We start from the raw sequence: 15,165 nt of genomic DNA, 5'->3' as shown, positions 1-15,165 counted from the left end.
CGCCCCCTTCTGTCGAGAGCGGCTCCCCCGAACCGCTCACCAGATCAGCTATATTCAATAATCGCGTCGCGGCGAAGGTCGCGCAAATAGCGCTGCGCGCGCTTGTTGACCTTGTCCTGCTTCAATTTTTCTTCGACCTGTTCGACCGAGGGCATCCCCGCATCTTCGGGCATATCGCGGCCACACAAGACGAGGACGCTCACCCCTTCTTCCGGCGAGCCGAAGGGCTGGGTGGTCTGTCCGACCTGAAGCTGGAGCAACGTATTCTGGAGCGGCGCGGGCAGATCGCGCAGCGCAATCTGGTCGCGGCTCACAACGGTCGCGCCCAGCTTGGTCGCAACATCATCGGCCATGCCGCAACCTTTAATGGCTTGGGTTTGGGTAGCAAATTGGCTTGCAAGCTGGGTCGCCTTTTCGCGGCTGGTGCCCGCCGGGAAAGGCAGGGAAATCTGCTTGAGGCTCAAAACCGCGTCATTGGCGTTGGCCATCAAGGATTTGCGCTTTTCACGCAGCAACAGGATGGAGATGCCGCCCTGCACGGGGACGACGCTCACCTGTCCGGGCTGCATCCCGGCTGCGGCCTGCGCAATTTCTTCGGGCAATTGGGCCGGACGGATCCAGCCAAGATCGCCGCCGACTACTGCGGTCGATGCTTCCGAATATTGGCGCGCATAGCCGGGGAAGGAGCCGCCCTGCTGCAACTGGGCGATAATCTGGCGCGCGCGGTCTGCGACCGCAGGCATGGTTTCCTGCGTGGCCGACAGATAAATCTCACCCAGCCAAAATTCGTCCGCGCCGCGTGTGGCCTGCATCCGGTCAAGGATCGACTTCACCTCATCTTCCGATACGTTGGTGAAGGGTTCGACATTGCGGCCGAGCAAACGGTCCCACGCCATTTCCCCGCGAATCTGTTGCTTCATGGAAGCCGCCGACGAGCCGTTTTTGCCGAGATAGGCGGTAAATGCGGCGGGCGTCTGTTTGAAATTCGCCGCGATGCGCGCATATTGCTGGTCGACTTCGGCGTCCTTGACTTCGATGTCGGCAGCCTTGGCGGCCTGAATCTGGAGCTTTTCATCGACCAGATTGCTGAAAATCTGGACGCGCAGGCGCTGGATTTCGTCCTGCGTGATCTTGCCGCCATTGGCGATGACGAGCAGCGCAAGCCGCTGGTCTACATCGGTCGCGGTGATGATTTCACCATTGACCACAGCGGTCGGCTTATAGACGTTGGACGGCGTCTTACTGTCGAAAACCGTGAGATTTTTGGGGACATTCAGCCCGACATTGGGAACATCCTGATCCTGCGCGGCCTGACCCTGCACGGCCTGCGCGGATACACTGACGGGTGCGACCATCAAGGATAGGGTTGCGGCGCTGGCCAGCGCACGACTATGGAATTTCGCGCGGGCGGGGAATTTTTTGTGCGGCATGATACGCATAAAGTTCAACTGAAAATCCCTGTATCAAAATATCCTTGGCGCCCAAAAGCGACAAGGCCGTTTCATTCATCGGTGCCTATGTCGAAAATTGCCTGAACAAAGGCTGAGTAATCCATTCGGCCAGTGTTTAGACGCCGAGATTGCGAATGGCTAGTCTGAGCAGAAAACTATTGCCACGCCGCGCGTCCCCCGCTTCTTCATAATCGCGCCGCCAGGTCACGCCAAAGGTGATGCAATCATCTTCATAAGCGATGCCCAAACGGTGGCGAAGTGGCGTAAATCCGTCGGTTGTGAAGGTCGGATCGTCTGTTTTGTCGGACAGATCGACGATCGCCGACCCGAAGATCGACCAATATTCGGCAAATTGAACACGCCCGCCGACCCGTAATTCTTCGCGGTCGCGCAAGTCTTCGGCATAAGAATCAATATCGCGGTTGAGCCGCAAATAGCCGATTTCGCCATAAGTGCTGCGGCTGCCGACGCGCGCGTCGATTTCGTTGCGCCGCACCGCAAGATTATCCTTGTCGACGCGGTAGCGGTGGGTGAAGCGCACAAAATCCTTATAAGCGACCGTGGTGCGTCCGATAATGTCGGAAGTGCGGTCGGTATGGCCGGTGCCTTCGGGGAAAAGCTTGAGCTTATTATCAAGCCGGTAGCTTTGCCCGACTACTGCATTGATGGCGAGGCCGGGGCGGTCGAGCGCCCATTCGACTCCATAGGTGACACGCGCGCTATCTTCGAACCGATCATAGCCGGGGAAGCGGTTCAGCGCGAACAAATTGCTGTCTTCAAGGTCGAACGCGCGCGAATCTTCGTTCGGAATGTCGAGATTTTTGACCGGCGGGGCGGCAACCAACTGGACGCGCGGGGTCAGCCGCTGCGTGCCGCCAAAGGCTTCGCCAACCAGGGGCCAGCGCACATCAATCGCTGCTGCTGCAATCGCGCGTGCCTGCCACCCGCTTTCACCGCGATAGGAGGGGACGGCGGTGAGCAGATTTTCGTCGCTATGATAGACATCGCCGCGCGCATAAAGGGTGAAGTCCACCTCTTGCCCCCACGGCGTCAGGCGGCGCAAATCCCAGCGCACGCCCGCAAAAGCGCGCTGCGTGTCCTGCCCCGCCGAACGGCTGAGCGCGAGGCTGTTCAACTGTAATTCGACCTTGCCCGCAAAAACCGGCTCGATCCAGCGTTGGCGGAAATCGATCATCGGCAGCGCGACGGGCTGGAGGCCTTGCTTGTCGCCGACGCGCAAGGTCTGCACCGCCCAGCCGCCTATCGAAAAATAGCTTGATCCGCCAATCCGTTCGATCGCGACGTTCGAGCGTAAGCGGTCATCGCGGCTAATATCATAGCGGCGCAGGAAAGTTCGGTCGGTCGCGCGGCGGATCGACGCGGACACGCTCCATGTCGGCGAAATCTGGAATTTTCCGGTGGCATCGACATAGGCGCGCAAGGCCTTATGGCCGTCATCGACCGGTTCGCCCGACACATCGACCTTGTTACTATAAGTCGCATAGCCGGTGACGCGGAACGCGCCCAAAGAATTCAGCTCGCGATATTCGGCCTCCAGCATCGGCAGGGATTCGGTATAGAAATGCGGCGTCACCGTGATGTCGCGATTGGGCGCAAGGCGGAAATAATAAGGCACCTGCACTTCGACCCCGTTCACACGGTCAAGCCTCAGGCTCGGCACGAGGAGACCGCTTTTGGGCTCGTTGCGCAAGCCGTGGGTGAGGCCGGGTAGCGGAATGAGCGGCAGGCCGAACAATTCCGCGCGCGCGCCCTTATAGCGCACCCGATCCTTCGCCTTGTCATAGGTGACCTTGACCGCCTTCACCTGCCAGCTTGGCTCTTTGGGACAGCCATCCTCGGTTTCGACCGCGCACGGCGTGTATGCGGCATAATCCAGCACCAGATCGCCATTGGCGAGCATCTGCCCGCGATTGGCCGCAAAGCGTGCGCCATTTTCCATGACGACCAGCAGATTTTCGGCAACCCCTTCGCGCAAGGAGCCGGTCAGCGTCACGCGCTCGCTATAAGCGACATCGCCTGCGGGGTTGGTCGCCGCGACATTGCCGCTGGCGATGACCTCGTCGGTCTTGCGGTTCCATTCGACCTTATTGGCGCGCAGCCTTTGGCCGTCATGCTCAACATAGACATTGCCCTCGGCGGTCAAAAGATCGCCCTTATTGTCATAACCGGCCCGGTCGGCGCTAAACACGACCTGATCGGCGGCATTGACGTTGGTGATCGCAGGCGCGTCGCTTTCGGGCGGGGCAATGGGAGGCGTGCGTTCACCGGGGAGCGGCGCGACCGGCGGCGGGGCCTCCGAAATATCAGGGACTTGTACGGAAGAAGGCGCAGGCACGGGCGCGCCTTGCTGGGCCAAATCTTGCGCATAAGCGTCGGTTGTTGCCAAGGCAAACAGGCTCAGTCCGGAAAAGGCGAGGGCAACAATCGGTCTCAACACTGGCTCCGAACAGTTGAAAGCATTAGCAAAACTGGCCCCTTTATGCATGGCATAAGGGGAAAATGGCTTGCCGCCAAGCGCATAAACTTTTGCAACCGGCGGGGGAACTCCCTATCTGCGTCGCAACCATCATTCAACTGCACACAGCATGGAGTCTGTCGTAATGAACATCCGCTTTGCCGCTCAACCCGATTCTACGGCCGGGGTTATCGTCTATCCGGTCGCCAAGAAAGCGTTGGAGAGCGTGGCGAATTTGCTGCCCTTGGAGGCGGCTTTCCTTGCGGATGCGGCCAAAGCCGCGCGTTTTGATGCAGCCGCCTCGGCGCTGTTCGAAGGCTTTGCGTCGGTCGAAGGCAAGCTTCACCGCATTCTGCTGGTCGGCCTTGGCGAAGGTAGCGCCAATGATATGGAGCGCGCAGGTGCGGCCATCACCGCACGGCTCCAGACCAGCGGTGTCGAGAATGTGAGCATAGATTTTACAGCCGCGGCCGAAGCCGATGCCAAGGCCATCGCCCATTTCGCGCTCGGCGCGTATCTGCGCGACTGGCGCATCGACACCTACCGCACCAAGCTGGCCGAAAATGCCAAGCCGACGCTCAAGGAGATATTGATTGCGGCTACGGACGTTGAAGGCGTTGAAAAAATCTGGCCGGATATGAAAGCGGTAGCCGAAGGCGTGATGTTCACGCGCGAACTTGTGTCGGAACCGGCCAATATCATTTATCCCGAAAGCTTTGTCGAACGCTGTGAAAAGCTCAAGGAATTGGGCGTTGAAATCACCGTGCTGGACGAAGCGGAGATGCAAAAGCTCGGCATGGGCGCGTTGCTCGGTGTCGCGCAAGGTTCCGTCCGCCCGCCGCGCCTCCTCGCAATGCGCTGGGACGGCACCAATGGCGCGCAAGAAACGCCGGTCTGTTTTGTCGGCAAGGGCGTGACCTTCGACACCGGCGGCATCAGCTTGAAGCCCGGACCGGGCATGGAAGATATGAAATGGGATATGGGCGGCGCAGGCGCGGTCGCTGGCACGATGCTGGCGCTCGCGGGCCGCAAGGCCAAGGCGCATGTCATCGGCGTGTGCGGTCTGGTTGAAAATATGCCCGACGGCAATGCGCAGCGCCCCGGCGATATTGTGACCTCGATGAACGGGCAGACCATCGAAGTGCTGAACACCGACGCCGAAGGCCGCCTTGTGCTGTGCGATGCGATGACCTGGACGCAGCAGACCTATAAGCCGAAGGTCATGCTCGATTTTGCGACTCTCACCGGCGCGATCATCATTTCGCTCGGTCATGAATATGCGGGCATGATGACCAACAGTGATGACCTAGCGGGCAAGATTGCCAAGGCAGGCACCGAATGTGGTGATCCGGTTTGGCGGATGCCGTTGGGCGATGCCTATAACAAGCTTATCGATTCGCCGATTGCGGACATTAAAAATGTCGGCCCGCGCGAAGCAGGGTCCATTACCGCTGCACAATTCCTGCAACGCTTTGTCGAAGAGGGCGTCGAATGGGCGCATATCGACATTGCCGGTATGGTGTGGGCGGCCAAGCCCGGCGCGACATGGGAAAAAGGCGCAACCGGCTATGGTGTGCGTTTGATGAACCAGTTCATCGCCGACAATTTCGAAGCGTGAGCCAAAACGCGCTTCTTATGAAAATGACCAAGGACGGCGCGGGTGCGGGTTGATTTTTATCACCTGACCCGCTCCGGTCCCGATGGCATTGTGCCGGTGTTGGCCGACAAGCTGGTTGCCAATGGCGACCGCTTGCTGATTGTCGCGGAAGATACGCTCATCCTTGAAGGCTTGGACAACCAGCTTTGGACCGCCAAGCCTGAAAGCTTCCTCCCCCACGCGCTTGCGGGCGGGGAGGGCAATGATGATGCAGGCGAACCGGTGCTGCTCGCAACCGACCCGGCCAATCCCGCCAATGGCGCGCGCGCCGTCCTGATCGCCGACGGGCAGTGGCGCGATGAAGCCTTGGCCTATGACCGCACATTCTACCTGTTCGACGCTGCCACCATTGACGCCGCGCGCACCGCCTGGAAAGCATTGGGTCAAAAGGATGGCCTCGAACGCCATTATTGGAAACAAGATGAACGCGGCCGCTGGACCGAGGGGCCGTAAGGGCAAGGCCTTTTCCAAAAAACGCTAGTCCTGAGGCCGTCGAAGGACGGCTATCAGCTTGGCGATACCCTAAGAAATGCCCCTCACCCCGCTCACCACAAACGGGGAAAAATGCGGGCCAGCCATAACCGCTTGCCATGAACGGGCGCACAAGCTAGAGGCGCGGCCAAATTCTCCCTATCTGCACTATATTATCTGGAGCTTTCCCCATGACGGTTACCCGTACTTTTTCGATCATCAAGCCCGACGCCACCCGCCGCAACCTCACTGGTGCGGTCACCAAGATGCTGGAAGATGGCGGCCTGCGCGTTGTTGCATCGAAGCGCATCAAAATGACCCGCGAACAGGCAGAAGGCTTTTATGCGGTCCACAAAGAACGCCCCTTCTTTGGCGAACTGGTGGATTTCATGATCTCCGGCCCCGTTGTCGTGCAGGTTCTCGAAGGCGAAAATGCGATGCAGCGTAACCGCGACATTATGGGCGCGACCAACCCTGCGGATGCCGCCCCCGGCACCATCCGCAAGGAACTGGCCGAATCGATTGAAGCCAACAGCGTCCATGGGTCGGACAGCGACGAAAATGCTGCGATCGAAATCGCTTACTTCTTCCAGCCGGAAGAACTGGTCGGCTAAAAAAACGCCGTTTTGCTAAAGAAAAAGGGCTGCCAAGAGGCGGCCCTTTTTTTATTTGTCCATACATTATTCCTACTTGCCCGTTTCTTGGAAGCTGATATATTTCTATCCATTGAAGGGGGCTTCATGAAATTTTGTGTCGCATGGACCGCGCTATTTGCTGTTGCGTCCGCTGCTAATGCTCAAACGCCGGAAGCGGCGGTTATGACGCCTATCGTCGAGGGCGAAGCGGTGGGGGGTGCGCCTGTTCCTGTACCTACCATTCCTGCGCTCACGCCGGTGCGGATCGAAATCCAAAATGAAATCAGTTCCAAAACCGCCAAGATCGGGGAGATGTTCGCGATCCGGTTGGCCAGCCCGATTGTGATCGACGGCAAAGTGATCGTGCCGGAAGGCATTACCGGACAGGGCGAAGTTGTCCACGCCGCCAAAGCGCGCGCGGCAGGCAAGGCTGGCGAGCTGATTTTGGCGGCACGCTATCTCGACTGGAACGGCACGCGCATTACGCTGCGCACATTGCGCTATGGACCGGAGACCGGTGAAAGCCGTGTGACCGAAGCGGTCGCGGTGGGCGCAATCGTGGCCACGCCGCTCACTTTGCTTATCGCTGGCGGCGAAAAAATAGTGCCCGCCGGATTGTCGGCCACCGCAAAGGTCGCGCAAGCCGTGCCCTATCCGGCCGACATTTCCGGCAATGATAATCCTTGAACCTGTTGTTTTTTGAGGGGGAAATATGAAGAAAGTGATGATGGCTTTGGCGCTGATGGCTTTATCGGGCGCGCAACCGGCTTTGGCCAAAGACAAACAGGTCGTCGCGGTGCCAACACCGCCCGCAGGCATGGGACAGGTGGTATTCTATCGCCCCGGGAGCCTGATGGGGGTCGCGATCAGTTGCAATGTGCGCGAAGCTGGCGTGATGGTCGGGCCGCTCGCCAGCGGTAAATATTTTGTCGCGAGCTTTACGCCCGGCAAGCATCAGTTCACGACCAAATCGGAAGCCACCGATACGCTCAACCTCGAAATCGAAGAGGGCGAAACCCAATATGTGAAGTGCAAGATCGGCGCGGGTTTTGCTGCTGGCCGCCCGAACCTGTCGCCATCCGATCAGGCTGATTTTGACAAGCGCCATGCCAAGCTGACGCTCAAAACCGAAGAAGAACGCCAAGCCGCAATCGCGGAGGATACAGCGGAAAAAGCTAAAAAATAATTCCAGATAATACCTTATTTACAAGCTCCCATCCACGGAGACATTGGGCCGCCGGAGAAATTCGGCGGCTTATTTTTTGGGTATCATGACATTGTGTTTATGCCTCTTTCCCCATAGCAGTCGGGGTATGGATGATGGCATCAGGCTCCGCTCAGCGGCCCCGGCGGACGCGCCCGCCTTGGAGCTGGTTGCGGGCGCGACTTTTCTGGAAACATTTGCCGATATTATTGCCGGACAGGATATCATCGCGCATGTCGCGGCAAATAACAGCGCCGAAAAATTCGGGGACTGGATAGGCGATGCGGCAAGCCGTGTATGGATTGCCGAACGCAAGGCTACCGCGGCGCCCATCGGCTATGCGCTGCTGACCGCGCCCGACCTTCCGGACATTGTGACGGGGGCGGATGATGCGGAGTTGAAGCGCATCTATATATTGTCGCGTTATCATGGCGGCGGGCTGGCGGGGCGCATGATGGAAGCGGTTATTGCCGAAGCGAAAGCCATGGGCAAAACCCGGCTATTGCTTGGCGTCTATGCCGCCAATGACCGCGCTATCGCTTTCTATCGCAAACATGGCTTCGGGATTGTCGGCGACCGCCGCTTTCAGGTCGGCGCGGCCTTGTTTGAAGACAAGATCATGGCGCGGGCGCTTTAGCCACCCAATGGCATTTGGGCATTATAGTTGTCCTTGTTCAGTTCCAGATAGATGCTGTCACACCATTCGCCATTCACTTCCATTGTATTTTGGGCGCGCCCGGTTTCGACAAATCCGGCGCGCATGAGCAGCCTTAATGATGCGCTATTACGGGGATCGACATCTGCAAACAGATGATCGGTATAACCATCAAAAACATGCGCTATGACCGCCCTCAACGCTTCTATGGCATAGCCTTGTCCCCAAGCGGAACGTGCTAGGTAGAAGCCGATTTCGGGCATTTGCCACACGCCTATTTTCCCAATAACGACGCCGTTCGTCTCGATGATAAAATCAGTGCTCCCATTCGCATTGCTGACGATCATGCTCTCCAACCATTGCTCGGTATCGGCATGGGTGCGGTGCGGAGGGGTAGACCAGTATCGCAGCACTTCGGCATCCGACATGATGGCGTGAACAGCATCCAAATCATCAGCGCGCGCGTGCCGTAGCAATAGTCGTTCGGTCCGAATTATGGTCATAGGCGCATTTTTATCAATCAGTGCTCACCCCGGCAACATCGACCCGGTTTCGATGAAACGCTGGTGCCACGACAAACTTTCCTTGAGCAAAGAGGGTGATTGCAGGCCATAGGCTTCGCGGCGCGCGCGGGCGTAATAATCTTCGAGTAGCGGGCGATAGTCGGGGTGGGCGCAATGGGCGATAATCTGTTCGGCGCGCTTTTTGGGCGAAAGGCCGCGCAAATCGGCCAAGCCTTGTTCGGTGACAATCACCTGCACATCCTGCGTGATATGGTCGACATGGCTGACTTGCGGAACAATCGCGCTAATCTTGCCGCCCTTCGCGGTCGAAGGCGTCATGAAGAAGCTGATAAAGGCATTACGCGCAAAATCGCCCGACCCGCCAATGCCGTTCTGGATGCGCGAGCCCATCACATGGGTGGAATTCACCGCGCCGAAAATATCCGCTTCAATGAGGCCATTCATCGCGATGCAGCCCAAGCGGCGGATGACTTCGGGATGGTTGGAAATTTCTTGCGTGCGCAAGAGCATCCGCCCGCGATATTTTTCCATATTGGCGTTGATGTCGGCGGCGCGTTCGGGGCTGAGCGAGAAAGCAGTAGCCGAAGCAAAGCTGAGTTTGCCCGCATCGAGCAAATCCATCATCCCGTCCTGAATGACTTCGGTATAAGCGGTCAAATTATCGAATGGGGCATCGACAAGGCCGGTCAGCACGGCATTGGCGATATTGCCGACGCCCGACTGCAGCGGCAGGAGTGACGCGGGGAGGCGGCCCTGCTTGACCTCATTGCTTAGAAAATCAAGGATATGTCCGGCAATGGTCTGCGCAGTCGCATCGGGCGGCGAGAAAGGCGCGTTGCGGTCCGGCGCATCGGTTTCAACCACGGCGACGACCTTGGCCGGATCGACATTAAAGCCGGTCTGGCCGATCCGGTCATCGGGCCGGACAATCGGGATCGGCACGCGATTGGGCGGCAGGCGCGTGCCATAATAAATATCGTGCATCCCTTCGAGCGCGGGGCTTTGCCAGCTATTCACTTCGAGGATGATCTTGTCGGCATTGTCGAGCCAGGTCTTGTTATTGCCGACCGAACTGGCCGGAATGAGCGTGCCATCTGCCTTGATGCCGGTGACTTCGATGACGGCAGCATCAAGCTTGCCCAAAAAGCCCTGCCACACAATCGGCGCGACCTGCGACAAGTGGATATCGAGATATTCAATCTCGCCCGCATTGATTTTAGTGCGGGTGATGGGGTCGCTATTATAGGGCATCCGGTAGGAAACCCCGTCCACTTCGGCGAGCGCGCCGTCGAGTTCGGGGCCGGTCGATGCGCCCGTCCACATGCGGATCTGGAGCGGATCGCCCTTGGCGTGCGCCTCTTTCATTTGCGCGGCGAGCGCGACCGGCACCGCCTTGGGATAGCCCGCACCGGTAAAGCCGCTCATCCCCACCGCATCATCATGGCGGATCAGCGCCGCAGCCTCCTCTGCGCCCATCAGCTTGGAGCGGAAAGCGTCGTGGAGGATACGGCTGGTCATGGCTGGGTCCTTTTTGGAAAATGGCAAAGCATTGATGATAGGTCGATGACGCAGATGCTTTTCTTTTCTGAAAAAGCCGCACTATCAACTGCCTGAAAAGCCGCTCATAAGCCTGCCACGCCGGTTTTGAAACCAAAGATTAGCGGAAAATCAGCTATTATGTGAGCGCTCGTCTGCCATAATGTGCACCTATGGGAAAAAGAATCATCAGCATCTTATTCACTCTCCTTTGCGCCAACGCCGCGATGGCCCAGGTTGAAGACGAAGTCGAATTTTATGACGATCTCGTCCACTCTGACGTCCCTCTATGGGGCGCGGGTGAGAAAGTATGGCCACAGAATTTTACCGCTGGCGACAGTTGGGGATGTTCTAACCGTTTAAAATATGGAGACTGGGAACGCAGCGATTATGACGAGGAAAAGGGTTGGATACGTTTGTCCAACTATGGGGTGTTCCATTGCTATATTGTTGTTTCACAATCCTATGAACGGACCGAATTAGACAAATCCGGCTATAGATATGCCTATCTGGTTGATTTAGGATCGGTCAAAGCGCGAGGTGTGGAACAAGAGCTTTGGTTGTTGCAGATCGGTTCAAGGCCGGGCAGCGATTATTTACTTTTATCAAGGCCTGTGGGCGAAAGTTTAATTACGTCTTTCTCGCTTCTGCAGACAAAATGCCCGCCCGCAAATGTGCGCGAAGGGCCGGGAATGGATATTGTTGGAACGCGCTATTGTGCCATCAACTCCCAAGCTGAAATGCGAGCCTTTGCACGGCGCATGGCGCAATTGAACCCTTTGGCCAAATTGGAATGGCGTGGGAGCCGTGCGGACGAGGGGTTACCAGTTAAAGATGGTAAATCCGAAAAATAATGACGTGGGGCATTCAACATGCCGCAGCCTTCAAAAACTATCGGCGGCGTCCATCAATTTGGTGAGGCTTTTGGGCGCGCAGCGGCGCCAGCTTTGCGCGAGCCAGTCGGTGACATGGTCCCAATCGGTGTCGGGGCGGTTCAGCGTCAAGCCGATCCAGCCACTCGCGCCATAGAAAGCGGGCTTGAAATAAAGGTCCGGATTCTGGTCGATATGCGCCATCATCTCGTCCATCCCGTCGGTTTTGACGATGAGCGCAATCGCATCGCTGCCATGATGGCGGTCGGCGAAATAGGCGAAATATTTGCCGCTCTTTTCCGAACCCACCCGCCAGCCGGGCGCGCCATGCGAGGGGCGCTCGTGCGTTTCGGGAAGGGCAAGCGCGCGGGCACGGACTTGCTCGAGCAGCCAGTCGGCATTGGCGGAGCGGCCCACATAATCGGCCAGCACGCGCGGATAAAGCTGATGTTCGGCAAAGCGGATGCGCGCGGCGAGCGTGTCGGAGGTATCGACGGGCGTAATCGTGACCTCTGCTTGGCCAAGGATCGGCCCGGCATCAAGGTCGGGCGTCACCAGATGGATGGTGCAGCCCGCATGGGCGTCGCCTGCTGCAATCGCGCGCGCATAGGTGTCCAGCCCCGGATATTTGGGGAGCAGGGAAGGGTGGATGTTGAGCATCCGGTCGCGCCAGCCTTCGACAAATTCGTCCGATAAGATACGCATATAACCCGCCAGCGCGACATAATGCGCGCCGCTCTTGCGGATTTCTGCGTCCATAATTGCATCGAACGCGGCGCGGGTCAGTCCCTTATGGCTGTGCGCAAAAGTGGGGATGCCTTCGGCTTGCGCGATGGCCAAACCTTCGGCGTCTGGATTGTTCGATGCGACGAGGACGATTTCATAAGGGTTATCGGGCAGGCGGCTGGCATAGAGCAACGCCGCCATATTGGTGCCTGCGCCGGAGATGAGGATGGCGACGGGGGTGCGCATTATTTCTCCCCTCCCGCTCGCGGGAGGGGCTGTTTGAAGGAGAGAATTGCGCTGTCGGACATGCCCTCCCCTAGCCCCTCCCGCAAGCGGGAGGGGGACATCGTCGCGCTATCCTTCATAGGTAGCGGTCCAATCTCCGCGGGCCGACCAAGTCTCTGCTGAGCCTGTCACCGTGCAACCCTTCACACCCGCACGAATCTCCCCGATGCGATGCACAACCTCGCCCGCCGCTTCCAGCGCCGCCGTCACCGCATCTACCTCTTCCGCTGCCACGACGACCGCCATACCGATGCCGCAGTTGAAGGTGCGCGCCATTTCTTCGGGTTCGATATTGCCTTGGGCCTGGAGGAACGCCATCAGGCGCGGCTGGGCCCAGCTATCGGCGTTGACAAACGCATGGAGATTATCCGGCAAAATGCGCGGGATATTTTCCAGCAACCCGCCGCCGGTAATATGCGCGAGCGCGTGGATTTTACCCTCACGAATAAGCGGCAGCAGCGATTTCACATAGATGCGCGTCGGGGCCATCAGCGCGTCGATCAGGCGGATATTCTGGTCGAACAAAGCCGGACGGTCGAGCTTCCAGCCCTTATCCGCCGCCAACCGCCGCACGAGCGAATAGCCGTTGCTATGCACGCCCGACGAAGCGAGGCCCAAAATCACATCACCCGCCGCAACCTTATCTGCGGTGAGCACCTGATCGCGCTCGACCGCGCCGACGCAAAAGCCCGCAAGGTCATAATCTCCATCCGAATACATGCCCGGCATTTCCGCCGTTTCGCCGCCAATCAGCGCGCATCCGGCTTGCTTGCAGCCTTCGGCAATGCCGGCGACCGCGGCGGTTGCGACATCATTGTCGAGTTTACCGGTGGCATAATAATCGAGGAAGAAAAGCGGTTCGGCGCCCTGAACGATCAAATCATTCGCGCACATTGCCACAAGGTCGATGCCGACCGTGTCATGCTTACCCGAATCAATCGCGAGTTTAAGCTTGGTGCCGACGCCATCATTGGCCGCGACCAGTAACGGATCGTTGAACCCGGCGGCCTTCAAATCGAAGAAGCCGCCAAATCCGCCAAGGTCGGCATTTGCACCGGGGCGGCGGGTCGCTTTGGCAAGCGGCGCAATGGCGCGCACAAGTGCATTGCCGGTTTCAATGGAAACGCCCGCTTCTGCATAGGTATAAGAAGGGGTGTTGGACGGATTTTGCTGGGTCGTATCGCTCATAGTTGCGCGCTTTACGCATTACGGGCTTGGATTTCCACGCCGTTGTCGCCAAAAGGGCCACAAGAATGACCGAACTTGTCCAAAATTCGCCTTTACGGCTGCAAAATCCGTCTGTTCTTGCCGGGCGAGGGCGTAAGCCTGCGGCGGACGGGCGCGGGGCGGCCATATTGATTCGCTCCCTTATGGAGCGCGCGGCGGCGATTCTGCGCTTTTCGATTCGCGAGATGTCGCTGAAGCAGATGGCGGGCTTGTTCCTTGCGGTGCTGGCGATGGCGACGGTCGCTTATGCGCAGATTGAAGGCGATAATCGCGGCGTTCAGCCGATCAACAGCTCGACCGATTATGAAGTCACCAACATCGAAATCGACGTGATGGGCGACAATGCCGAAGATGCGCGGCAAAAAGGCTGGCAGGAAGCCCAGCGCAAGGGCTGGGCGGCGCTCGCCCGCAAGATGGGCGCGGTCGAAAGCCTGCCCGACAGCACATTGAACGGCATCGTTACCGCCATTGTGGTGCAGGAAGAGCTGGTCAGCGAAAAACGCTATATCGCGAAATTGGGCGTATTGTTCGACAAGGTGCGCTCCTCGCCCATCCTGGGCGTGAGTGGCGGGCGGATGCGTTCGCCGCCGCTGCTCGTCATCCCCGTCACCTATATCGGCAATTCGCCACAAGTGTTTGAAAACCGCAGCGACTGGCAAAAGGCATGGGCGGTGTTCCGCACCGGCGACAGCAGCGTCGATTATGTCCGCACGGCGGGCACGGGCGCGGATACATTATTGTTGCAAGCGGGCCAGATTGGCCGCCGCAACCGCGCATGGTGGCGCGTTATCCTCGACCAATATGGCGCAGCGGACGTGATTATGCCGATTGCGCGGATCGAGCGCAGCTATCCCGGCGGTCCGGTCAAAGGCATTTTCTCGGCGCGCTATGGCCCCGACAATATCCTCCTTGGCACCTTTGAAATGACCGCGGCGTCGGCCAAGGATGTGCCGGACATGATGGCCAAAGCCGTGGTGCGGATTGACGAAATCTATCGCAACGCGTTGGCGGCGGGACAGCTTCGCCCCGACACCTCGCTGATCTTTGAAGACCCCAATGCGCGCGCTGCCGAAGAGCGCGAGGCGGAAAAAGCCGAAGATGCAACCGAAGTGGACAGCAGCGACAGCACGGATACGGGCGACACCAGCGCGACGCCCGAAACCCCCGCAACTCCTGCCACGCCCGATGTGCAAAGCATCAGCGTGACGGTGCAATATGATTCGCCCGATGCGGCGTCGGTAAACTCTGCCGAAAGCAGTGTGCGCGGAGCTTCGGGCGTGCAGTCGGCCAATACATCGAGCGTCGCGATTGGCGGCACATCGGTGATGCGTGTCACCTATAAGGGCGACATGGAAGGGTTGAAGGCCGCGCTTGCCGCACGTGGCTGGCGTGTTCAGGAAGGCGGCGGCGCGCTTCGCATCAGCCGCTAAGACAGGATCAGGGCCC

Annotated in this window: 14 protein-coding genes; 8 read left to right on the top strand and 6 right to left on the bottom strand. The window is 58.5% G+C overall.

Annotated elements, in window-relative coordinates; translation table 11 throughout:
• Positions 1 to 44: 44 nt before the first annotated feature.
• Positions 45 to 1,439 carry a peptidylprolyl isomerase gene (locus DMP17_RS06325; protein ID WP_337828215.1) on the bottom strand — a complete coding sequence of 465 codons (1,395 nt, stop codon included), beginning with the start codon at positions 1,437 to 1,439 and terminating at the stop codon, positions 45 to 47.
• 127 nt (positions 1,440 to 1,566) lie between these two features.
• Entirely contained in the window at positions 1,567 to 3,858 is a 2,292-nt protein-coding gene (locus DMP17_RS06320) for an LPS-assembly protein LptD (RefSeq protein WP_337828214.1), read from the bottom strand.
• A gap of 214 nt (positions 3,859 to 4,072) precedes the next feature.
• On the opposite strand from DMP17_RS06320, the gene DMP17_RS06315 reads away from it, so the two are divergent.
• The 6 genes from DMP17_RS06315 to DMP17_RS06290 all read left to right on the top strand — a co-directional run bounded on the left by DMP17_RS06315 (position 4,073) and on the right by DMP17_RS06290 (position 8,531).
• Positions 4,073 to 5,545 (top strand): leucyl aminopeptidase, encoded by a 1,473-nt coding sequence (locus tag DMP17_RS06315; RefSeq protein WP_337828213.1) that lies wholly within the window; start codon positions 4,073 to 4,075, stop codon positions 5,543 to 5,545.
• A gap of 42 nt (positions 5,546 to 5,587) precedes the next feature.
• Positions 5,588 to 6,037 carry a DNA polymerase III subunit chi gene (locus tag DMP17_RS06310; RefSeq protein WP_337828212.1) on the top strand — a complete coding sequence of 150 codons (450 nt, stop codon included), beginning with the start codon at positions 5,588 to 5,590 and terminating at the stop codon, positions 6,035 to 6,037.
• Between the two features lie 209 nt (positions 6,038 to 6,246).
• Complete coding sequence (ndk, locus tag DMP17_RS06305) at positions 6,247 to 6,669, top strand: nucleoside-diphosphate kinase (RefSeq protein WP_337828211.1); 423 nt, start codon at positions 6,247 to 6,249, stop codon at positions 6,667 to 6,669.
• A 12-nt stretch (positions 6,670 to 6,681) separates the two neighbouring features.
• A complete protein-coding gene (locus tag DMP17_RS06300) occupies positions 6,682 to 7,377 on the top strand; it encodes a hypothetical protein (RefSeq protein WP_337828210.1) in 696 nt (231 codons plus the stop codon).
• Positions 7,378 to 7,402: 25 nt separating this feature from the next.
• Positions 7,403 to 7,876, top strand: a complete 474-nt coding sequence (locus DMP17_RS06295; protein WP_337828209.1) for a DUF2846 domain-containing protein — start codon at positions 7,403 to 7,405, stop codon at positions 7,874 to 7,876.
• A gap of 127 nt (positions 7,877 to 8,003) precedes the next feature.
• Positions 8,004 to 8,531 carry a GNAT family N-acetyltransferase gene (locus DMP17_RS06290; RefSeq protein WP_337828208.1) on the top strand — a complete coding sequence of 176 codons (528 nt, stop codon included), beginning with the start codon at positions 8,004 to 8,006 and terminating at the stop codon, positions 8,529 to 8,531.
• Here the strand turns inward: DMP17_RS06290 and DMP17_RS06285 are convergent.
• Together DMP17_RS06285 and DMP17_RS06280 are read right to left on the bottom strand one after the other, a co-directional pair.
• A complete protein-coding gene (locus DMP17_RS06285; RefSeq protein ID WP_337828207.1) occupies positions 8,528 to 9,052 on the bottom strand; it encodes a GNAT family N-acetyltransferase in 525 nt (174 codons plus the stop codon). The genes DMP17_RS06290 and DMP17_RS06285 overlap by 4 nt on opposite strands.
• 24 nt (positions 9,053 to 9,076) lie before the next feature.
• Positions 9,077 to 10,591: an acetyl-CoA hydrolase/transferase family protein gene (locus tag DMP17_RS06280; RefSeq protein WP_337828206.1), complete on the bottom strand. Its 1,515-nt coding sequence runs from the start codon at positions 10,589 to 10,591 to the stop codon at positions 9,077 to 9,079.
• Between the two features lie 191 nt (positions 10,592 to 10,782).
• Here DMP17_RS06280 and DMP17_RS06275 point away from each other — a divergent pair, with 191 nt between their 5' ends.
• Entirely contained in the window at positions 10,783 to 11,463 is a 681-nt protein-coding gene (locus DMP17_RS06275) for a hypothetical protein (RefSeq protein ID WP_337828205.1), read from the top strand.
• A 30-nt stretch (positions 11,464 to 11,493) separates the two neighbouring features.
• Here DMP17_RS06275 and purN read toward each other — a convergent pair whose 3' ends face one another.
• Positions 11,494 to 12,453 carry a phosphoribosylglycinamide formyltransferase gene (gene purN, locus DMP17_RS06270; RefSeq protein ID WP_337828204.1) on the bottom strand — a complete coding sequence of 320 codons (960 nt, stop codon included), beginning with the start codon at positions 12,451 to 12,453 and terminating at the stop codon, positions 11,494 to 11,496.
• Between the two features lie 108 nt (positions 12,454 to 12,561).
• Complete coding sequence (gene purM, locus DMP17_RS06265) at positions 12,562 to 13,680, bottom strand: phosphoribosylformylglycinamidine cyclo-ligase (RefSeq protein WP_337828203.1); 1,119 nt, start codon at positions 13,678 to 13,680, stop codon at positions 12,562 to 12,564.
• Between the two features lie 65 nt (positions 13,681 to 13,745).
• Here purM and DMP17_RS06260 point away from each other — a divergent pair, with 65 nt between their 5' ends.
• Positions 13,746 to 15,149: a hypothetical protein gene (locus DMP17_RS06260; RefSeq protein ID WP_337828202.1), complete on the top strand. Its 1,404-nt coding sequence runs from the start codon at positions 13,746 to 13,748 to the stop codon at positions 15,147 to 15,149.
• Positions 15,150 to 15,165 lie beyond the last annotated feature (16 nt).

The sequence above is a fragment of the Pseudonocardia sp. TMWB2A genome, assembly GCF_017312135.1.
Note: the sequence above shows the minus strand (reverse complement) of the source record. Positions and strands in the feature narration are given on the sequence as shown.